This is a genomic window from Thermoplasmata archaeon (assembly GCA_038729465.1).
Taxonomy (GTDB): domain Archaea; phylum Thermoplasmatota; class Thermoplasmata; order Thermoplasmatales; family ARK-15; genus JAVRLB01.
This window is the reverse complement of record JAVYRZ010000004.1, coordinates 13,399-33,752: the sequence shown is the minus strand read 5'-3', so window position 1 is coordinate 33,752 and position 20,354 is coordinate 13,399. Positions and strand designations below refer to the sequence as shown.

At 37.2% G+C, this 20,354-nt stretch carries 22 protein-coding genes; 8 read left to right on the top strand and 14 right to left on the bottom strand.

What is annotated here, in order from left to right; translation table 11 throughout:
* Positions 1-184 precede the first annotated feature (184 nt).
* From QXQ25_02145 to QXQ25_02135, 3 genes are all read left to right on the top strand, one after another.
* Positions 185-709, top strand: coding sequence for a hypothetical protein (locus QXQ25_02145; GenBank protein ID MEM0160508.1), 525 nt, complete (start codon positions 185-187; stop codon positions 707-709).
* Between the two features lie 70 nt (positions 710-779).
* The gene (locus tag QXQ25_02140) at positions 780-998 is read left to right on the top strand and encodes a twin-arginine translocase TatA/TatE family subunit (GenBank protein ID MEM0160507.1); all 219 of its coding nucleotides are present in this window, start codon (positions 780-782) and stop codon (positions 996-998) included.
* Between the two features lie 25 nt (positions 999-1,023).
* Positions 1,024-1,803, top strand: coding sequence for a twin-arginine translocase subunit TatC (locus tag QXQ25_02135; protein MEM0160506.1), 780 nt, complete (start codon positions 1,024-1,026; stop codon positions 1,801-1,803).
* A 10-nt stretch (positions 1,804-1,813) separates the two neighbouring features.
* On the opposite strand, the gene QXQ25_02130 is transcribed toward QXQ25_02135, so the two are convergent.
* From QXQ25_02130 to QXQ25_02100, 7 genes are all read right to left on the bottom strand, one after another.
* A complete protein-coding gene (locus tag QXQ25_02130) occupies positions 1,814-2,539 on the bottom strand; it encodes an enoyl-CoA hydratase/isomerase family protein (GenBank protein MEM0160505.1) in 726 nt (241 codons plus the stop codon).
* Between the two features lie 5 nt (positions 2,540-2,544).
* Positions 2,545-2,742: a hypothetical protein gene (locus tag QXQ25_02125; protein MEM0160504.1), complete on the bottom strand. Its 198-nt coding sequence runs from the start codon at positions 2,740-2,742 to the stop codon at positions 2,545-2,547.
* Positions 2,739-2,984, bottom strand: a complete 246-nt coding sequence (locus QXQ25_02120; protein ID MEM0160503.1) for a hypothetical protein — start codon at positions 2,982-2,984, stop codon at positions 2,739-2,741. The genes QXQ25_02125 and QXQ25_02120 overlap by 4 nt, the downstream gene beginning before the upstream one ends.
* Positions 2,985-2,986: 2 nt before the next feature.
* Positions 2,987-4,186 (bottom strand): cytochrome bc complex cytochrome b subunit, encoded by a 1,200-nt coding sequence (locus QXQ25_02115; protein MEM0160502.1) that lies wholly within the window; start codon positions 4,184-4,186, stop codon positions 2,987-2,989.
* Positions 4,187-4,208: 22 nt separating this feature from the next.
* On the bottom strand, positions 4,209-4,841 hold the full coding sequence (locus QXQ25_02110; GenBank protein MEM0160501.1) for a Rieske 2Fe-2S domain-containing protein: 633 nt from the start codon (positions 4,839-4,841) through the stop codon (positions 4,209-4,211).
* Between the two features lie 531 nt (positions 4,842-5,372).
* On the bottom strand, positions 5,373-6,593 hold the full coding sequence (locus QXQ25_02105) for an MFS transporter (protein ID MEM0160500.1): 1,221 nt from the start codon (positions 6,591-6,593) through the stop codon (positions 5,373-5,375).
* A 53-nt stretch (positions 6,594-6,646) separates the two neighbouring features.
* Complete coding sequence (locus QXQ25_02100; GenBank protein MEM0160499.1) at positions 6,647-7,969, bottom strand: APC family permease; 1,323 nt, start codon at positions 7,967-7,969, stop codon at positions 6,647-6,649.
* Between the two features lie 99 nt (positions 7,970-8,068).
* Here QXQ25_02100 and QXQ25_02095 point away from each other — a divergent pair, with 99 nt between their 5' ends.
* The 4 genes from QXQ25_02095 (at position 8,069) to QXQ25_02080 (ending at position 12,702) form a co-directional block, all read left to right on the top strand.
* Positions 8,069-9,634 carry a tRNA uridine(34) 5-carboxymethylaminomethyl modification radical SAM/GNAT enzyme Elp3 gene (locus QXQ25_02095; GenBank protein ID MEM0160498.1) on the top strand — a complete coding sequence of 522 codons (1,566 nt, stop codon included), beginning with the start codon at positions 8,069-8,071 and terminating at the stop codon, positions 9,632-9,634.
* Positions 9,635-9,670: 36 nt separating this feature from the next.
* Positions 9,671-10,534: a thiamine-phosphate synthase family protein gene (locus tag QXQ25_02090; protein MEM0160497.1), complete on the top strand. Its 864-nt coding sequence runs from the start codon at positions 9,671-9,673 to the stop codon at positions 10,532-10,534.
* Positions 10,531-11,469 (top strand): 2-hydroxyacid dehydrogenase, encoded by a 939-nt coding sequence (locus QXQ25_02085; GenBank protein MEM0160496.1) that lies wholly within the window; start codon positions 10,531-10,533, stop codon positions 11,467-11,469. The genes QXQ25_02090 and QXQ25_02085 overlap by 4 nt, the downstream gene beginning before the upstream one ends.
* A 105-nt stretch (positions 11,470-11,574) precedes the next feature.
* Complete coding sequence (locus tag QXQ25_02080; GenBank protein MEM0160495.1) at positions 11,575-12,702, top strand: acyl-CoA dehydrogenase family protein; 1,128 nt, start codon at positions 11,575-11,577, stop codon at positions 12,700-12,702.
* Here QXQ25_02080 and meaB read toward each other — a convergent pair whose 3' ends face one another.
* The 7 genes from meaB to QXQ25_02045 form a co-directional block, all read right to left on the bottom strand.
* Positions 12,703-13,626 carry a methylmalonyl Co-A mutase-associated GTPase MeaB gene (meaB, locus tag QXQ25_02075; protein MEM0160494.1) on the bottom strand — a complete coding sequence of 308 codons (924 nt, stop codon included), beginning with the start codon at positions 13,624-13,626 and terminating at the stop codon, positions 12,703-12,705.
* Positions 13,623-14,075, bottom strand: coding sequence for a cobalamin B12-binding domain-containing protein (locus QXQ25_02070; GenBank protein ID MEM0160493.1), 453 nt, complete (start codon positions 14,073-14,075; stop codon positions 13,623-13,625). The genes meaB and QXQ25_02070 overlap by 4 nt, the downstream gene beginning before the upstream one ends.
* Positions 14,044-15,762 (bottom strand): methylmalonyl-CoA mutase family protein, encoded by a 1,719-nt coding sequence (locus tag QXQ25_02065; GenBank protein ID MEM0160492.1) that lies wholly within the window; start codon positions 15,760-15,762, stop codon positions 14,044-14,046. Before QXQ25_02065 ends, QXQ25_02070 begins: the two co-directional genes overlap by 32 nt.
* A 59-nt stretch (positions 15,763-15,821) precedes the next feature.
* Positions 15,822-17,048, bottom strand: coding sequence for an MFS transporter (locus tag QXQ25_02060; protein ID MEM0160491.1), 1,227 nt, complete (start codon positions 17,046-17,048; stop codon positions 15,822-15,824).
* Positions 17,049-17,170: 122 nt separating this feature from the next.
* Entirely contained in the window at positions 17,171-17,737 is a 567-nt protein-coding gene (locus tag QXQ25_02055) for an epoxyqueuosine reductase QueH (protein ID MEM0160490.1), read from the bottom strand.
* Positions 17,734-18,471 carry an enoyl-CoA hydratase/isomerase family protein gene (locus tag QXQ25_02050; GenBank protein ID MEM0160489.1) on the bottom strand — a complete coding sequence of 246 codons (738 nt, stop codon included), beginning with the start codon at positions 18,469-18,471 and terminating at the stop codon, positions 17,734-17,736. Before QXQ25_02050 ends, QXQ25_02055 begins: the two co-directional genes overlap by 4 nt.
* A 46-nt stretch (positions 18,472-18,517) precedes the next feature.
* Positions 18,518-18,955, bottom strand: coding sequence for a hypothetical protein (locus QXQ25_02045; protein MEM0160488.1), 438 nt, complete (start codon positions 18,953-18,955; stop codon positions 18,518-18,520).
* A gap of 100 nt (positions 18,956-19,055) precedes the next feature.
* On the opposite strand from QXQ25_02045, the gene QXQ25_02040 reads away from it, so the two are divergent.
* A complete protein-coding gene (locus tag QXQ25_02040; protein ID MEM0160487.1) occupies positions 19,056-20,267 on the top strand; it encodes an MFS transporter in 1,212 nt (403 codons plus the stop codon).
* Positions 20,268-20,354: the final 87 nt, after the last annotated feature.

The window sequence follows — 20,354 nt, the reverse complement described above, 5'->3', positions numbered from 1 at the left end:
TATTTAATATAATTTTTGAATATTCTTTATTATCATGCTAGATTTCCCAATCTTAGACTGAATTTGCTTTTTCTAGCAGTGATCTATGCTCTGAAGGCTTAAAAAACATCATACATCATCTATAGCTTAGGCTTTTTGACAATACTGGCAAAACTTAATATTTGCCGTAACAATAGGGTCTAATGTGATATTTTTATACATGAATGCAACACCTTCTGGATCTGCGGAAAATTTGTCTACTATACTAATTGTATTTGCAATATTCGTGTTGATAGTAACAAGAAGAGTGTATAGAGGCATAAGAGGCAGGGCATACAGTGCGAGACGAGTGCTTACCCTTCCTGTTTTATATATTCTCATTACCATCGCGTTCATAGTGCCAAGTGCCATTTTAGAGCCATTTTTCTTCATTACTTTTATCTTTATTATTGGAGGGCTTATATTAGGCATCAGGTTTGGGGAGAAAGTTTCATTTTTTTACAAAAACGGCACGCTATATTATAAGCGATCCACTTTCATTCTTTTTTTCTGGCTAATTTCATTTATAGTGCGTATTACTATGGAATTTTTGTTACCTTCTACTTTTATTATAGATATAAGTATTGACTCAATACTTGCCTTAACTTCTGGATTATTAATAGGAGAGGCTATTCACATTATAACTAGCAAAAATAGGTTTTTAGAGAATGATAAAATGGAAATCTTATGATTTATACTTTGAGATAGTATTTATAGAGTGTGCATGCGCAAATCTTAAATATTTTAATTAAATAGGTATTGTGAAGGTAATAAGAATGATAGGAAATATAATGGATTGGCTGATTTTGATAGTAGTAATATTGGTACTGTTCGGCGGCGCAAAAAAGATACCAGAGTTCGCAAAATCGCTGGGAAGGGCCATGGGCGAGTTTAAGCGTGGCCAGATGGAAGTTGAAGAAGAGATCAAAAAAAGCATAGAGTCTAAAAACAAAGATAACGAATCAGAAACAAAAAAATAAGCCATTTTCTAATTAGTTGAGTTTCATGGAGTTTAAGGATATTATTGAAAACTATAAAATTTTAGTCTCTTTTTTAAAACGTATTTTATTGGTTTTTTTCATATTTTTTGTATCTGTGCTTTTCCTTAGTTACAAGATATACAGGTTTAACAACATAAACATCTACTATCCTTATCCCGATTTTTTTCACAGCTTTTCTATTTCATTTTTTATATACATTAAAGATACTACTCTTTCCCATGGCCTGATCTTAATCAATATTAATCCATTTGATCTGATATTTGTTGATATCTATTCTGGGCTTGCTCTTGCTTTAATATTTTCAGTTCCATTTATCTTGTATTTTGCTATTAAGTATCTGTCTCCGGCCCTGTACAAAAAAGAGAAAAAGGCAATATTATACATCATTCTCCCTTCGATAATCCTATTTTTGCTAGGTGCTTCCTTTGCATACTACATTATTTTGCCGTTGTTATTCAAGGTGGTATTGATTTTCGCTTCAGATCTAAATGTTATACCTACGATGAGCGTGCTTGGATTTTTTACGCTCGTAGTAAAAATCATAATTCTGACAGGGTTATCATTTGAAATGCCTGTCATAATTGTATTTTTGTCATACATAGGATTAGTAAGTCCCCAAACATGGCTTAAAAACTGGAAGTATGCCGTAGTAGTTTCTTTTTTTATAGCCTTGCTAGTTTCACCGGGAGCAACAGGTGGAATAATTGAGACTATGATCGGGCTGATTCTCTCAGGGCTCTACATTGCGGGAGCTTTGATATCAAAGATCGTGTATAAGAAATAATCGTAAACATTTACAGTGTTTTTGACAGTTCTTGCCTTAATTCTCTGATTTTAGGCTTGCTATTTAAGGCAATTAAGTCATATCTTTCAAAGTCCAGATAAGGTCTGTAAAGACTAAAAATCTCTTTTTTGAATCGGTTCTGGAAATAAGGCAAATAGGTAATATATTCTTTTGCGCTTTTCATTAGCGTATCAGCTGGCAAAATTTTGTTTATTATGTCTATGCTTTCAGATAAGTACAATTGCTCAGAAATCATTTTATAATATTTGTTTTTTCCATAAATTAAAGAAAACAGGGTAGGAGTGCCGATTATATGTGGCAGATCAAACCATAACCCTGGAAATCCAACTTTCACGTTTTTCTTGCTGATTATAATATCCGAGAGTAAAACCAGTTCTAATCCCGCGTCAACAGCAGTGCCATTTATTATAGAGACCACCAGCTTTGGGGTAGAGAGCAACGTTGTAGCGATGCTATGCCCTATATTTAATATCATTTGGATCTCTTCACTGTTCTCAAACCTGTTTTCACAAAAATTAAGACCCAAAGAAAATGTGTTTTTGGATCCTGTTATAACAATATAATCTATATGCTGGTCTGTAATGCTAACACTTAACGCACTCAATATCTCGGATAATAGTTCTATATCCATATCGTTATTGGTTCCGTTGTCCAGTGCCATAATTCCAATCCTGTCTTCGGTCCAGATTTGCAATTTTTTAAATTCTTTATACATAATATTTACCTTTTACCAAAAAACGAGAATAGAAACAGGTTTTCTGCAGTCAATATAAATTCAAGGCCTAGTGCAACTCCAAATGCACTATAGTCAGATCTTGAAAAAGCATAATAGATCACACCTACAAGAATTATCTGTATTATTAATACCAATGAAGCTATGATCATGATTTTTTTTGTTGTTTTTTCAGAAAGTATCATTGTTTAATATCCCCTCCTCTAATAGATCTCCTCAGCGTTTCTACTTTTTTAATAAATTCAAAGAGTAAATATGTAGTAAACACCGTAAAAACAGACAGCACAATAATTCCGATCAAGTAGATAAAATTAAAGCCCTCTGCAAAAATTGTTGTGAGATTAAAAATCTCACCCATGAATATAGTATCTAACATGACCAGAAAAGCAAAGAATAAAAACAAGATCATAGCTGGATGTCTTTTCATTCTCATGCGCCTCCCGCAACCTTTATAGCACTCTTTTTTCGATATCTATAATATAAAACATAAACTATCAGGATATCATAAGCTCCAATACCCACGCTTATCGGTACCCAGGTTGTTGCCGGCACTGCGACCCCAGGCTGTAAATAAGCCCAGATTGTAAACAATATCATATACTGCATAAAAGTGGTAACAATAGCAATGAATAATGGCCTGTCTCTTGGATGTCTGCTGGAAGACCGATCTAAAAACGGCACTAGTATCAAGAACAATATTATTATTAATAAAATATATACGATATTTGTGCTTATATACTGAAAATCTACTATTTTAAAGAATGCAGCAAGGTACCATTCTGGCATTGGAACTATAGATATGCCAGATCCTACCGGCGGTGGCAATGTCAGAGGCTCCAGTGCTGACCAGATCAATACGGTACCGTACAACAGCAAAGCTGTTCCTAGAGAATATGCCAGAAACACCGGAAACCATGCTATTTTTTTGTGTTCTATCTTCTCACTTTTTGATTCGCTAGATAATGGAGGTGCAGCCTCATTTTTCTCATATAGATAAAAATGCAATCCGAACAGAAGTAATAATATAGCAGGTAAAATCAAGACATGAAAAGCAAGGAATCTAGATAGCTCTGAGCTTATAGTTCCATTACCAGAGAGTATTGAAGACAAAGTGTTGCCTATGTAAGGTATAATACCAGCCATGCCTATTCCCACATCGGTTGCATCCTTGGATATTTCGGTATATGGCAAAAAATAACCTGTGAAACCCATCAAAATAGTAATTATTGACATTAGTATACCCACTATCCATGTAAGTTCACGTGGTTTTTTATAATCTCCAAGATAATAGTTTCTGAAAAAGTGTACAAACATCAAAAATATCATGGCATAAGCCATGTATTGATGTGAAGTTAATAGCAAATTTCCAAATGCCACCTTAGTTAATATATTATTGGATGAAGTCCAAGCCAGATTATTTATAGTCCCATTCGAACTTACATAGTAATAAGGGGTATAATACATAAGCAAAAGCATTCCAGTTAAGGCCAGATAAAAGAACGCTGCGGCAACCAGCGCTCCTATCCAGTAGCTAATATTCAGGGAGTAATCAGGCATACCTTTTAATGGTATATCAGATATGTGTCCTCTAGTATCCAGCCAATTCCATACTCTATCAATAATCTTCATTTGCATATCACCATTTTTAAAATTAACCCATTGTAGTAACAATTGTGTTTTTGTCAGTAGGTGGCGATCCTCCAGTCAAGTCATCTTGATGTCCGTATATGACTGGGCCGCTCATCTTTGTAGCTTCCAGTGTATCAGTAACTGAATTATAGGATAATATGCACGTTGGCAATGGATGCACTGTAGGGCCCCTAATAATTTTAGCACCGTTGGCCGGGTCGTAAGTGCTTCCATGGCAGCTGCACATAATATAGGTATTATACCCCATAATAGTGGGAGATCCTGGCGGATAAAATTTTATGCTTGGCGGTACGCATCCGAGATGCTGGCAAATTGCGCTATAAGCAACAATATTATTATTTGGGCCCACTCCATTAGGCACCGATTTTCCTAGATTCAAGAGAAAAGTCGGTTCATTTAATAGTGGATAATTAAACAGTGTTATTATTGGATTATTTTCAGGAATAGAGCTTGCTTTAATTGGATTGCCACTGGTATCGACCAGGGTTAGCGTTGGAAAAGAGGTAAGGCCTACAGATGGGGCAATTAAATAAGATAGTGCCGGCGCAAATCCGCCTGCAGCCACTACAACAGATCCAATACCTACAATTTTCAAAAACTTTCTGCGAGATTCATCGATTTTATCATTACTCATTCTTTAAATCACCTGAATATTTTTTCTATTTCAAATTGTATAGCTTATCCTTATCACATTTTTTAGGGTATAGATATTAATGCGGAACCGTAGTGGTTTTAATCATTCTGATGCAGACATAGTATTGTCAAAGTTTCAGATTCTTCCACTTTTATATCTATTGTCTTAACGGTCGAAACTATACATCTCTTATACTGAGTGATTTTCTCCCCCCAGTTTTCTCAGGGAGCTTCCCACTTCAACGGTTGCTGGCAGATTCTCCATGGTCATGAATCATGCTTATTCTGAGGTACTTTATCCTAAAGTATCTGGCTTTAAGGATGAAGGTATGCATGGAGCAATTTGCTATCCGCCCACATTCATTTATGTCTTTTGGCGGACAAAAATACAATAACAAGAGCATTATATTAAGTTTTCGTTGCTTACCTATATTGTGAAGAGGTATTTTCCAATTTACATTCGTAATGCGATAAAAAGATTAGAAAAGTTTTAAAAATATTTTAATTCGCGTAGCTGATAACTATAAAAGTATTAACTATATTTAAGTTCATGTAATAAAAATACAGTAACTGCTATTATTACGCAAATAATAGCTATAATACCCCATAGCAGCATAAACTGGCGTATAAATAAAGATAACAGATATTCATAAAAAACCGGAGAAAACGGTCCTATAACACCGTTAATCATGGAAAAACCGCCAAAATATTCGCCTCTTTTGTCCATTGGTGCTATTTTTCCGATAATGCTGCTCATGGCAGGTGAGATAGTATTTTCTCCAAAAGTGAGAAATATTACATCTAAAATCAGCAGATAGAAATTATCAGTTATGCCGATCACAAAAAATGAAGAAGCATATATGATCATACCTAATGATATTCTGTTCATCTCGCTCACGTTCTTCAAAATAGTGTTTATAGGAAGCTGGAATATGATAACAGTCAATCCATTTACTGCAAACAACAATCCGATTTGCCAGCTAGAAAAATAATATGCTCTTGAGAAGAATTGATTCAAAATGTATTCCCATGGCCCTACTGCAAATGAAGACATAGCTAACAAGAAACCAATGATAATAAACAGTTTATCTTCATAAGGAAAGGATATGGTTCTTCTCTTAACGTTTTCAGGTTTTCTGGGGGGTAGCGTTTCGTTCACGAATCTTACATATAAAAACAGCTCTGCGATGGTTCCGATGGCTGGTATGATAGTAACATAAGAATAGTTGAAAATCACCACCAGCCCTCCCAGTGCAGGACCTATTGAAAATCCGATATTCGCAGCGATCCTGACGAGACTGTATGCGTTTATTCTATCTTTTTCAGCAGTAGTATCTGTGACCATTACTGTGTCTGTGATTCCCTGAATGCTGCTCAGAGGTCCAATGCTAATAAAAGCAGCAAATATGAGAAATATAGAATAATTAAAATAGATGCTTGCTGAAATCGTAGAATATACGATCATTAACAGTGGTGGCAAAAGAACTGCCATTTTCTTTCTGCCAAACCGGTCTATCAGATTTCCACCATAAATGCTGGTTGGTATTGTAAATGCGGAGGATATGAAAAATAGCACTCCCACTGTAAAAAAAGAGACGTCTCTAATGGTGATCAAGTATATCGGTATAAATATCCAGCCTCCAGATCTGCCCATCACGCGCAGAAGCTCAGAAATAGAGATCGCTAAAAGTGTTCGATTCTTTCTTAAATTAGCAACGTTTGCCAGAAGTGATGAAACTTTAAAATTACTCATTTTATGCGGAGGAAATATATAGATAGATATAATAAATTTATTTAAAAAAACGATTAAAACTCAAGTTTTTGATAAAAATTATTTTTGTATATTCTGATAAGTGTAACTCCGCTCAACGATATCAAAGCCCATAGTATGATTATATAATCCGAGTAGACCATCGGTTCTGAAAAATCATTGAAAGAATAGTAGAATGACAGTGCTAGAAATATTGTAGATATTGCAGGCAAAATATAAAATATTTTATTATAGAGCTCAGTTTTTATGTAAAATAAAGATATGTTAGTAAATATATGCACAATAATATAGCTTAAGCTGACTATTGTTGCTAAAATAACAAATCCATAAAAATAGCCTAGCAGGTATGATGCAAGTAGTGAAGATGTAACTGAAAATACCAGAATCAGTGCTAGAAATTTAGATTTATTGTTTAAGATAGAAATGGTAGAGAAAGGAATAATATTTTCGTCTTTGATCTTCACATACGCACTGCTAAAAGCGTTTAAATATGATACTGCTAGATTTAAAGAGCTCAAAAGCGTGAAAAACAGAAACAAAGAAAATATTATGATACCAAATCTCTGATAGATATAAGTAACAATAATATAAGGATTAGAGCTGTATGCACTTATATTATTTGCACCAAGGAAAATAATCATAGAAAATGATGCAAGCACCATTACCAGTCCAGAAAGAGTATAAGATATGATCAATGACCTGGGTATATTCTTCTTGGATTCCACGGTGTTTTCAGAGATAAAAATAGCAGAGCCGCTTCCTGCAAATATCAGGATACCGTATACTGTACCGTTCCAAAACCCGCTAATGTTAAAACTGTTAAAAAGTGGGGGTATAACAGGCTTGTAGAATATGAACATCAGGCTGATTGCAAAAATAAATAATAGTTCCAAGATTCCGCCAATTAAAATATATTTGATTGAGGTTTTAATGCCTTTTGAAACTAGCAGAACAACAATAGCTATGAATATTACCATGATCAAGGGTCTAAAAAAATAAACATTGTATCCGGACATTGATATTGCAGTAGCAGAAAAATTGGCTACAAAGAGCGCAATATTTGGCAATATAAACAGACCGTAAAGGATATAGAATAATGTTACAAACAGTCCTGGCAGTTTTCCCAGTGTTTTTCCCACATACGAGAAATAGCCGCCATTCGTTGAGTACTTTTTAGAGAACTTATAGGATGTATAAATTGTAGTATAAGATATAAGAAAAGAGAGCAACACAACTATTGGCAAGTCCACACCCGAAAAAACAATAATCACAGAAAAAAGTGCTACAAAATTTAACATTGGTCCTATCGATGTGAAAGATTGCATTATGGCTCCGCCCATATTTACGGTTCTGTCCATGCTCTTGCATGAGCTCGCTCATATTTAAAATTTATTTGAGCTATTTAAAATAAATTTGTATGGAAACATTTATTAAAGATGTTAAAATGTAGCAAATTATTGAACCTGATAGATAACATTTTAGAGCATATTACGAGCGGTGAAATAAAAAATTATGATGACCTAGAAAAATATAAGATGAAGTTATCTAAAGAGTTCAAGGTTAACCTGCCTAAAAACAGTGACATAATCGCACTTATTCCTGAAGAGGCGCGAGAGCGATTTTATCCATTTTTAAAGAAAAAGCCAACACGCACATTGTCAGGTGTTGCGATCATTGCAGCGATGAGCTCTCCGAGCCCTTGTCCGCATGGAAAGTGTATCTATTGCCCTGGGGGAGTGGAATTTGACACTGCACAATCCTATACAGGAAAAGAGCCGGCAGCATTAAGAGCGATACAGAACAATTATGATCCATACCGGCAGACAATGATGCGAATGCGGCAGCTTGAAAATATAGGGCATTCAACCTCAAAGATCGACGTTATAGTAATGGGTGGTACGTTTACAGCAAGGACCACTGCATATCAAGAATATTTTGTAAAAGGGATCTACGATGCTTTAAACGGTATGCAATCAGAATCTCTCGAAGAAGCAATACAGAAAAACGAGATTGCAGAACATCGTGCGATCGGGTTGACTGTAGAAACTAGGCCTGACTGGTTCAACATTTCGCAGATAGACGAGTCATTAAAATTAGGTGTAACAAGAGTAGAATTGGGTGTGCAAACGGTTTTTGATGATGTTTTAAAATTTGTGAATCGCGGGCATGGGCAGACTGAAATTATAGAGTCTACACAACTTTCAAAAGATGCAGGGCTCAAAGTTGCGTATCACATGATGCCTGGCTTGCCAGGAATGGATCTTGACCGAGATCTTGCGTCTTTTAAGACCGTTTTTGAAAACGATGCATACAAACCTGACATGCTGAAAATATATCCAACTTTAGTGATCAAAAACACAGGATTATACGAGTTATGGAAAAATAAAGAATATGAACCATACTACAATAACGATGTAGTAGAGCTCATGATCAGGGTTATGAAGATAATACCTCGATGGGTGAGGATACAGAGGATACAGAGAGACATACCTGTGCAGTTGATAGAAGCAGGAGTAACAAGAAGTGACATAAGAGCATTGATACAAGACACAATGAGAAGGCGCGGAGAAAAGTGCAATTGTATAAGATGCAGAGAAATTGGTTACAAGATTCGAGAAAACGAGATCAAAAAAGACCAGATGATCGAGTTAAAAGAAGAGCAGTATACTGCATCTGGTGGAATTGAAAGATTCATAAGCATTGAAGACACAAACAACGATGCACTCATAGGTTATTTAAGGCTGAGAAAACCTTCGACAAAAGCGCACAGACTAGAGCTTTCTGACAGTGCTATAGTGAGAGAGTTAAAAGTTGTTGGTCCAGAGGTACCTTTAAACTATGATTTTAGTTTTGGATATCAGCACCAGGGATATGGTAAGGCACTTATGACCCGTGCCGAACAGGTCACGGCAGACTGGGGCTTTAAATACTTATTGGTAAACAGCGGAGTGGGTGCACGAAATTATTATCGAAAACTTGGTTATGAGCTATACGGTCCTTTTATGCGCAAGCTCTTAAAATAACAAAATTAAAATATCAAAATTCTATAACTTGATTATATGTATCCTCCGTGCATCAAAATAAATGAAAAGCTTATTCCAGAGGTAAGAAAACGTGTTTCAAAGAGTCTTGTAGAGAAGGGGTACTCTCAAACCCAGATCTCCGAGATCTTGCATGTAACACAGCCGATGGTAAACAAATATTTAAAAGAAGAGCTTGACAAAGATTATCTTTTTAACGAATTAAACGTCTTTTCAGAGAACATGGTAGACAGAATTGTCAACAAGTATTCTGAATCGGAGACCGTAGACTATTTTTGTGATTTTTGCATGGGTCTTAGAGAATCAGGTAGGTTCTGCAACATTCACTATATCAGCACGTGCGATCACTGTTTCAAGTTCAGAAACGTTGCCGTACTTGGTGAAAAGAAAGAGAATATAGAGCTATTGAAGAAAGCGATACATTTATTGTCGAGCATGGACGTATCTTCAATAACTCCAGAGGTAAGAATGAACCTTGCCTACGCGACCAAAGATGCATCCACAAAAAGCGATGTTGCAGCGATACCAGGAAGGATCACGGTAATAAACGGCAAGATCCGGTCATGGGAAGAACCTGATTACGGATCAAGCAAGCATTTGTCAGAATTATTATTGAGCAGAGTAAAACAGACTAGTTATAGGGCGGTGATGAACATTAAATTTGACTCAGAGATCATGAAAAAATTAAAAAAGTTGAGGTATAAGATCGAAATAGTGGATCGGAGTAAAATAAAAGACCTTTCAAAATACGCGGCGAATAATGGATATGAAGTTCTCGTAGACCCAGGAATGTTTGGAATAGAGCCTGCAACCTACATATTTGGCAAGGATCCGATCGAAGTTGCAAAAAAAGTTATTTCCATCATAGAGATGAAAGCATGAATATTTTGGTCACCTTTCCAGCACCACGCGAGAAATTTGAAAAATTGAAAGAGCTAGGAAACGTATATTTTATGGAAGATATCAACGATCAAAATTTTCTGAACGATATCGATATAATATTTGTATACCGTTGGCACGCAGAATTGGCGAATATTAATATCAATAAAATGAAGAATTTGAAGATAATTCAGTCTTTGCTTGCGGGAGTGGACAACATTCCTTTTTCTCAGATATCTGACAAGATTGTTTTAAAAAACTCTGGCGCTTCATCGGATGTGATCGCAGAGCATGTTTTTGCGCTAATTCTTGCAAAAACCAGAAATATCATATTCCATAATTCAAGCATGCGCACTGGCAAATTTGAGCAGCTTATGCCCGCTATAAGTCTGAGAGGAAAAGTTATTGGGATATTAGGATATGGAAGCATAGGAAAAGAGATTGCAAAAATTGCAAGGGCATTTAACATGCATGTGTTTGGAATATCGAGACATAGGTATCCAGAGCTGGATTTCAATGGCACGCTTGAAGATCTGGATTATGTGTTAAAGAGCTCTGACATTGTGGTGATATCATTGCCTTTAAACAAGTATACTAAAAACATTATAGACAAGAATAAATTGAACCTGATGAAGCATAATGCAATACTAGTAAACATTGCCAGAGGCAATATCATCAACGAAAAAGACCTGTTTGAGTTCTTGAGTGAACACAGGGAATTCACGGCGTGTCTGGATGTTTGGTGGCACTATCCACGTAATGAAACATTCAAACAGGATTATCCGTTCGAGAGTCTTGAAAACGTGATCATGACCCCTCATGTTTCTGGCATCTATGAAGGATATCTTGACCGGATGATCGAGAATGGAATAGAGAGCATATTCAGATTTCTAAACGGCTCTGTGGAAAATGTTGTGGATGTGAAAGATTACATCTAAATACTTTGACAATTTTTTAATAGTATGGAACAGTATTAAAAAATGTTTTTTAAAAAATGAAAAAAATAAAATATTATATTAAATATATGCTAAATGGTGAAAATTTTGGAAATAGATTATCAGTTGATCAGAAATATGACTAAAGAGTTTGTACAGAAGAACATAGTTCCAAACATAAAAAAAATAGAGAAAGAGCGAGCATCGAAAGAGTTTTTGAAAAAATTAGGAGAGCAAGGATTCATGGGTGTGACTGTGCCGCAGCAATATGGTGGCTCAGGGCTAGACATACTTAGTTACGCGATCATACTGGAAGAGATCAGCAAGGCCTCGCCTTCAATATGTGTAATAATGGACGTTCATGACGGGCTGGTTGAATATCCGATAATCGTAAATGGTACCGAAGAGCAAAAAAGCAAGTATCTTCCGCGTTTGTCGACTGGAGAGATGATAGGTGCGTACGCTCTGACCGAGCCTGCTGCAGGCTCTGATGTAGCAGGAATGCAATCTCGTGCAACCTCTGATGGAGACTATTATTATATTTCTGGTACCAAGACGTTCATTACCAATGCCGGCATTGCAGATCTGTTTGTCACGTTTGCCAGAACCAGTGTGGGGCCGAGAAGATCAGACGGTATCACTGCGTTTCTGGTTGAGAGAAACAGTGAAAACATAGAGGTAGGGCCGGACTTTGAAAAGATGGGTATCCGGGGCTCTTATACAAATGAGATAACGATGAACAATGTGAAAGTGCACAAGTCGCAGATATTAGGAAAAGAGGGAGATGGGTTCAAGATCGCGATGGCAGCGCTGAACATGGGTAGAATAGGTATCGGATCACAGGCGCTTGGCATTGCAGAAGCAATGCTAGAAAAGATGATTTCATACTCGATGGAGCGTCAGGCTTTTGAAAAGCATCTGTCTGAAATGGAGGCTATTCAGTTTGATATTGCAGAAATTGCAACAAAAATTGAAGCTGCAAAACTTTTGGTATACAGAGCTGCAGAGTTGTATGACCAGAAAAAAGATGTGCGAAAAGAGGCAAGCATGGCAAAATATTACGCGAGCTCAGTGGCCGTAGAAGCGAGCAGGCTGGCAGTGCAGATCTATGGTGGTTATGGATACATTGAAGATTTTGACATAGAGCGATATTACAGGGACGCAAAAGTGACCGAGATCTACGAAGGTACTAGCGAGATACAGAAACTGGTCATTGCAAGAGAGCTTCTGAAATAGCTACTCATCAACTACTTTTTTGGCGATTGTGTACGGGTCAGCTTTTTTGGCGCTTAGCTCATTCAGGTACTGGTTCAGGTCTTTGCTTTGCAATGCCAGCTCTACCTTTTCTCGGATCAGCTCTTCTATAGCAAAGTTCAGTTCTCGTTTTGCTTTATCAGAATTTGATACTGTAAATTTTTGGTGCTTTTCAATCTCTTTAAACAGATCGTCAATACCCTCTTTCTGCCTTGCAACCGTTGGCAACACCACTTTTTTCCAGCCTTTCTGCGGAAGCAGAATCAAAGAGTTCTGTATGTCTTTTATCGCGATCATAGCCCCTTCCAGCTCTGCCTTGTTTATTACAAATATATCCCCTATCTCCATCATTCCTGCCTTGATCGCTTGTATTTCGTCACCCAGCCCCGGCGCCAATACTACTACCGTCGTGTCTGCCAGGTTCATGATCTCAAAATCGCTCTGCCCGGCTCCGACAGTTTCAATAATTATATAGTCAAACCCTGCCGCATCAAGGATCTTTGTTGCATCCCATATAGACCTTGTTAACCCGCCCCGCATGCCCCTTGAAGCCATGCTGCGCATATATATTCCATACTTATCCAGTGATTCTTGCATTCTTATTCTGTTTCCGAGTATCGATCCGCCAGAGTACGGGCTCGATGCGTCAATTGCCAGTATTGCAACCTTGTACCCAAACTTTGATATCTGCTCGCCCAAAGCTCCTATAAGTGTGCTTTTTCCACATCCTGGCGGCCCTGTTATTCCTATTAAATGTGCAGATCCTGTGTGCGGATATATCTGCTTTATTAACTCTTTTGCCTCTTCTTTTGCAAATGCGTTTTCTACCAGTGATATTCCTTTCGATATCTTGACTGTATCCATATTAAGTATTCCGTCCGCCAGTTCTCTGAGTTTCTTGTTCAATTTTCCACATCCTTGTACTTTCTAATTTCCAGCGCTCTCTTTTTTACATGCTCTATTATCGTGCTTAGAGATGTGCCAGGACCATAGTTTCCGGTTATACCCATCTTCTCGAGTTTTGCCCGGTCTCTAATGGGTATGGTTCCTCCTCCTACAATAGCAATGTCATTTATACCTTTTTGTTTCAAAAGCTTTGCAACCTTGCCAAATGCTGTGAGATGCGCGCCGTTTAACAGGCTCAAGGCAATGATATCCACATCCTCATTTATTGCAGTGTCCACAACCTGCTCTGGCGTTGGCAGCAATCCTGCATATATCACTTCCATTCCCGCATCTCTAAATGCCTTGGCAAGCACCAATGCGCCCCTATCATGTCCGTCTATGCCCGGCTTGGCTAACAGTATCTTTATAGGCCTATTTTTATATGAATTCTGGTTCTTTCCACCCACCATATAGATCCCTTCCTACATTTGATATCTCTTCCAGTGTTGCGTATTCTTCCACTGCCTTCAATATGTAAGGCATAACATTTTCTTTATCGTCGATCAGCGCATTTCTGTACTCTTCTAGCGCCTTTAACACACGATCTTTGTTTCTGCTTTTCTTTACTTCTTTCAACCGCTCAAGCTGAACTTTCTGTGGCTTTTTGTCAATTTTCAAGATGTTTATCTGCTTTTCTTCCTCTTCCTGATACTTGTTCACTCCCACCATTATCTCATCTAGGCTCTCCAGTCTTTTCTGACGCTCGTACGCTGTTCTGGATATCTCTTTCTGCAAATATCCTGCTTTTATCGCAGCCAGCACGCCGCCAATCTTTTCAATCTCGTCAAAATACCGGTAAGCTTGCTCTTCCATCTGGTCTGTGAGCCATTCTATATAATAAGAACCACCCAATGGATCGACAGTGTCTATAACTCCAGTTTCTTCAGCAATTATCTGCTGTGTCCTGAGCGCTATTTTCACAGCTTGCTCTGTAGGCAGAGCCAGCGCTTCATCAAATGAATTTGTATGCAGGCTTTGCGTGCCACCGATCACAGCTGCAAGCGCTTCTATAGTAGTTCTAATTATGTTGTTCATCGGCTGCTGCCATGTTAACGTATATCCCGAGGTCTGTGTATGAAATCGCAACAGCAAAGTCCTCTCTTTTTTAGCACCATACTTCTCTCGAAGTACCTGCGCCCATATTCTTCTGGCCGCCCTGAACTTTGCAATCTCTTCAAAAAAGTTAATTGAAGAATTGAAAAAAAACGAGAGCCTAGGTGCAAACGAGTCCACATTCAACCCGGCCTTTATGCCCATGTCTACATAATAAAAACCGTCTGCAAGCGTAAAAGCTAGCTCTTGCAAAGCGCTGGCTCCTGCCTCTCTTATATGATAGCCAGAGATGCTTATATAGTTCCATTTAGGCATGTTTTTAGTGCTATAAGTCATCATGTCCCTTATCATCCGCAAATGAACCTCTGGAGGATACATCCACTCTTTCTGGGCTATGTATTCTTTCAATATGTCTGTCTGCACAGTTCCTGCAAGCTTAGCAATAGGTACATTCTGTTTTTTTGCAACAGCTATGTACATTGCGGTCAATATAGCTGCAGGAGCATTGATCGTCATTGACGTGCTCACTTTATCAAGGTGAATGCCATTGAAGATCACCTCCATATCCTTCAATGATGTAACGTTAACTCCACATTTTCCAATCTCTCCATCGGCCCTCTTGTTGTCACAATCATAGCCGTAAAGTGTAGGCTCGTCAAAAGCAATGCTTAATCCGGTTTCACCGTGCCTGATAAGATACTTTAATCTTTTATTAGTGTCCTCAGGTGTTCCAAATCCTGAAAACATGCGCATAGTCCATAACTTGCCTCGGTACATGTTTGGGTATATGCCGCGCGTGTAAGGATATTGTCCAGGCATACCTGATATTTCATCCAGTTTGTCTGGCAGGTCCTCTTTCGTGTACACCTCTTTAATCTTTATTCCAGAAGTGTTCTGATACTCTTTTTCCTTATATTGCGTCTGCCTGTTCCAAGGGTCCAGATACTTTTCTTTCCATGACCTGTATATATGTTCTTTATGTACATTTCTTTTTTTAATCTCATCCGCTTTTTCTGCCCAGTAATTTTCTATACTGTCATACATAACTAAATACAATGGTTTTTCCTATATTTAAATATTATCTGCACCCTTTAAAAATACAGTTAACTGTTTAATATTTTTGCCTCTTTGCCGGTTTTGATCTTAAAAGACATCACTGTGCCGGTTAACCTGCCTGCAAAAGAAAAGAAATAGACTAGCTCCAATCCCATTATTATACCCATTAATGCAATCAAATACTGTGCTATAAAACCCCCGATAAGTGATCCTGCAAAGGTCACAATCCCGATAATCATATTATAAAATCCGATATACTGAGCCCTGTACTCTATCGGTGCAATGTCCATCAAATATGCCAGAAACGCAATTGTGGATATAGCAGAACCCACTCCAGAAACTATGTTCAGCAAATACAGGTCAAATACATTGTTTGCAAACGCATACACTAATGGAACAGGTAAAAATAAAATTCTGCTCAATATTATTGGAACTTTGGTGCCGGATCGATCTACAATCTTCCCGAATCTACGGACTGTGAGCACAGTTGCTGCTAGAGAAACAATGTTTATTATCCCAACCTCATAATATGATGCGTTCAAAACTCTGACGGTAGTTATATAAAACAGTGGCCAACTTATAGACATTCCAAAATTAAATATTGCCTGAGATATCAAAAAATATTTAAAATCTTTATTTGTTCTGACCAGCTCTTTAAAGCTGAATCGTTTAGTATTCTTGGTAACAGATACTGTATCTTTCTCTTTAAAGATTATCAAGGATGCTGCTACACCGAGTATTCCTGCAAATAGAAATGGTATATAATAAATTGTATAGTTGTGGATTGGCACCAGATATGTGTAAGCTATAAATATAGCACCTGATGCTAGCATTGCAATATTTCCCAACAATGCAAAGTTACTGTACATCAATCCTCTTCGGTTCTGATGAGCAACATCCGTCATTTTTGCGTTCCATGCAGGTGTTAACATTGCACTCATTACCGATTGTATCAGAATGAGAGTGATAAATAATACTGGATCAGTCTCACCAATCATAAAAAAGAACATTATCGAGCTTATCAAGTTTGCAAGAACTATAAAAATAATGCGCTTATGCATTTGATCGGATAATCGCCCAAAATGAAGCTGAAAAACGTTCGGAAAAACATTTTGCACACCTTGCAATATGCCTAGCTCTGACGAACTGAAATTCAGGCTTGCAGCATAATATGGCAGAAACGGGGACGCAATGCCACTGCTCATGTTTGAAATAACCTGAAACCAGTACAGTTTTTTCAGTGAATCATCTGAACTGGATGGATCTCTGCGCATTATCTTTTGCTCGCTTACTGTTTGAGATTTTAAGCCATCTAAATTCAGTTTGCAAAAGCTTTGAGTTAATGTAACTTATACTTTTATGTTTTCTGAGCATAAATCAAGTGAAAGAAATGAAGCTAATAAACATTATTGCTGTTTTGTGCCCTCGTACTGTTTATCTTGCACACTTCGCTAAAAACGCATCCACAATATTTTTGCCTGTACAGACCCAGAGATTTCGCTATTTCCTGACCCTCTTTGTAATGATCTCTGAAATCTTCATAATAAAACGCAATATTGTATTTTAGTGCCATTTTCTCTCCAAATTCCTTGACTAACTCATGTTTTTGATACGGTGCATAAAGCAATGTCGTGCTAAATGCATCAAAACCATGATCCTTTGCGTATCTGGCAACTTTTGCCAGCCTCTGTACATAACAGAACTTGCATCTGTTTGCTTCATCTATCTCGTTTATTGCAGTTACTTTTTTCAGCCAGTCCTGCATATTGTATTCTTCATCATATATAATATGCACTTTCTCCAAATACTCAAACTTTTTCAGTGTTTCTAAGCGCCTTAAATATTCACTGTATGGCTGTATGTTAGGATTGTACCAGTATCCTGTCAATTCATGCTGTTTTCTTAGGGCCCTGGAAGGATACGAAAAACATGGAGCGCAACAAATGTGCATCAATATTTTCATTTGAACTCAGGATCTCTCTTTTCTAAAAAAGCACTTATTCCCTCTTTGGTGTTAGGTTTGGGAATGAGTTTCGCAAATTCTGCTATTTCTGTCTTGGAAGAGCTTTTATTTAACAGTCTCTTATATGCAGCCACTGCATCTGGGTTCTTTCTGGACATAATGTTTGCTATATTAACAGATTCTTTTATAGGATCGTCAACAATCATATTTACAATGCCCAGGCTTTTAGCTTCTTCAGCTGTCAATACTGTCCCTAGAAATATCAGTTCTCTGGCCTTTCCTAACCCAACATATTTAGGCAATCTGATACTTCCGCCCCAACCGGTTACTACACCCACATTGATCTCAGTCTGCCCTAGCTTTGCAGATTTTGTTGCTATCCTGAGATCTGTAGCCATGGCCAATTCTAGACCTCCTCCAAATGCATAACCGTTTATTGCTGAAATGAATAACTGACTGGATCGTTCCATCAAGTTCATAATCTTATGCCCTAATTCTGAAAAAGATCTAGCTTCTTCTAAGCCAAAGTTTCTTACTGCTGAAAGATCTGCTCCTGCACAAAAACTCTTACCTATTCCTGTAATTATTACAGTTCTAATCTTCTTATTTTTACTTATTGCTGATATGGTCTTGTATAAATTACTCAGATGCTCCATGTCTATCGCGTTTAGTTTATCTTCCCTCTCTATGTGCACTATCGCATATTTTTCAAATAATTCTGTACGTATGCTCATATCTATTCACTAACTTGAAATCTACAAATTGCTATTTAAACATATCTTAATCTCTCTTGATCAGTGATAAGATATATTTACGCTCTCTCTTCATACTTATCAATCCCACAACAACACTTATAAGACCTCCAGTCATGGATAACAATAACAGAATATGCCCCACCGTGCCAATTGTGGTTAAAAACACGGAAATGCTAAAAAATAGCCCTATAACTGCACCTCCTATACTGTATACAAAAAACAGAAGTGTTGTTGTACCGGTGTCTATTCTCCTTCTTAACGCTATTTTCTCTTCTAGCTCTTCATATTTTTTATGCAACTGATAAAACTCTTTTAAAATAGCATCATTGTTCTGATCTACAATCTCAATGATTCGTCTGTTCGTTTCTTTTAAATTGTTTATTAAAATATCTAACGATGGTAAATCCTGTATATTGTTCCTTTTTTCAATAATCGTCTTGATGGTATCTGAGATAGAAAACATAATTGAACATTATTTCCGATAAGATAAATTTATCTATTTATGCAAAAATATTGCAAAATTTTATTTAGCCTCAATGATTTTCCTTCTAAAGTGGTATAATTTGAAAGACTCAACAGATGATGCTCCCCCAATATTCACTAAAGTTTCAAATGCTTTTAAGAATAATTGGATTCTCTTTGACACTTCGTTAGCCCACTTTCTAAACGATGGATTAAGTTTTTTCCCTGCCTATCTGGCTGCGATTATTGCCAGCAATTACAATTATTCATATCTCCAAGTAGCATTTATTATCATTGCTTACCAATTTATGGGTGCCTTAATAAGCCCTTTTGTCGGGGCATATATTGATTCTGTAAAGAAAAAAGGTGTGTTGATGGCTCTGGGACTGATTTTTTTTGCAGTTTCATATCTATTGATCGTTGCACCATATCCAAAAGATATTGCTATATATGGATTTATCATTGCTATGGCAGTTGTAGGAATATTCTCTACGTTTTATCATCCGATAGGATCAATGATCCTGAACCTGAAATATAAAAATAGAGCAGGAACAGTGCTGGGAATAAACGGAATTGGAGGGAGTCTAGGTAGAACCCTTGCACCCGGCATTTTTCTGGCGTATATGCTGTTTACAAAAGACTATAAAACAGCATTGATATTAATGATGATTTCTTTTGCAGCTGTTGGAGCATACCTTCTTTATGATTTAAGAAAAGATATATTTTTTGTAGAGAAAAAAGTGAAAGGTAAAATGAGATATAGTACTCCTATCCTTATCTTGTTGATCGTGATAATTTTAAGGTCGATTGCACTTAATGGCGGAGTGGTAATGATTCCTACTTACTTTACCAAGAGCTTGAAATACAATGAGGTTCTTGTAGGAATAATAATAATGATTGCCTATGCTTCTGCGATTTTCGGACAGCCCCTACTTGGTTATTTCTCTGACCGGTTTGGAAGAAGACTGATGATCTTTTCTACTGCAGCAATTTTTGGAGTATCTGTGATAGCAATGGTTTATGAAACCGGCATCGTTCCCATAACGATTACATTGATAATTACCTATTTTGTGGGATTGACTGGTTTTCCGCTCATAATGAGCATTGTGGGAGATCTCTCAGATGTCTCGTCACTGGCAGAAATGTCAGCGCTTATATTCGGGCTTGGCGGTGGAATAGGAGCTGGAATTGGCACATTTTTCTTGGGATTTCTATCAGATCAGTATGGCAGTAGATTCGGGTTTATAGTAATTGGAGCGATTGCCATAATCTCTTCACTTATTGTATTTTTGATACCTAAAAAGAAAAAATAAGTATGTTATTTAATGAGATGCTTTTGTATAACTTTGAAAGTGATCTGGTTCTTAAATATCAAGCATGACTGTTCAACCACATATTTG

What these genes read in the sequence shown, in the direction of transcription:
- QXQ25_02135 (MEM0160506.1), top strand. Translation starts at nt 1,024, where the DNA reads ATGGAGTTTAAGGATATTATTGAAAACTATAAAATTTTAGTCTCTTTT.
- QXQ25_02125 (MEM0160504.1), bottom strand. Translation starts at nt 2,742, where the DNA reads ATGATACTTTCTGAAAAAACAACAAAAAAAATCATGATCATAGCTTCA.
- QXQ25_02045 (MEM0160488.1), bottom strand. Translation starts at nt 18,955, where the DNA reads ATGTTTTCTATCTCAGATACCATCAAGACGATTATTGAAAAAAGGAAC.
- QXQ25_02050 (MEM0160489.1), bottom strand. Translation starts at nt 18,471, where the DNA reads ATGAGCATACGTACAGAATTATTTGAAAAATATGCGATAGTGCACATA.
- QXQ25_02115 (MEM0160502.1), bottom strand. Translation starts at nt 4,186, where the DNA reads ATGAAGATTATTGATAGAGTATGGAATTGGCTGGATACTAGAGGACAC.
- QXQ25_02090 (MEM0160497.1), top strand. Translation starts at nt 9,671, where the DNA reads ATGTATCCTCCGTGCATCAAAATAAATGAAAAGCTTATTCCAGAGGTA.
- QXQ25_02065 (MEM0160492.1), bottom strand. Translation starts at nt 15,762, where the DNA reads ATGTATGACAGTATAGAAAATTACTGGGCAGAAAAAGCGGATGAGATT.
- QXQ25_02060 (MEM0160491.1), bottom strand. Translation starts at nt 17,048, where the DNA reads ATGCGCAGAGATCCATCCAGTTCAGATGATTCACTGAAAAAACTGTAC.
- QXQ25_02100 (MEM0160499.1), bottom strand. Translation starts at nt 7,969, where the DNA reads ATGGACAGAACCGTAAATATGGGCGGAGCCATAATGCAATCTTTCACA.
- QXQ25_02085 (MEM0160496.1), top strand. Translation starts at nt 10,531, where the DNA reads ATGAATATTTTGGTCACCTTTCCAGCACCACGCGAGAAATTTGAAAAA.
- QXQ25_02110 (MEM0160501.1), bottom strand. Translation starts at nt 4,841, where the DNA reads ATGAGTAATGATAAAATCGATGAATCTCGCAGAAAGTTTTTGAAAATT.
- QXQ25_02130 (MEM0160505.1), bottom strand. Translation starts at nt 2,539, where the DNA reads ATGTATAAAGAATTTAAAAAATTGCAAATCTGGACCGAAGACAGGATT.
- QXQ25_02055 (MEM0160490.1), bottom strand. Translation starts at nt 17,737, where the DNA reads ATGAAAATATTGATGCACATTTGTTGCGCTCCATGTTTTTCGTATCCT.
- QXQ25_02105 (MEM0160500.1), bottom strand. Translation starts at nt 6,593, where the DNA reads ATGAGTAATTTTAAAGTTTCATCACTTCTGGCAAACGTTGCTAATTTA.
- QXQ25_02070 (MEM0160493.1), bottom strand. Translation starts at nt 14,075, where the DNA reads ATGGTGGGTGGAAAGAACCAGAATTCATATAAAAATAGGCCTATAAAG.
- QXQ25_02120 (MEM0160503.1), bottom strand. Translation starts at nt 2,984, where the DNA reads ATGAAAAGACATCCAGCTATGATCTTGTTTTTATTCTTTGCTTTTCTG.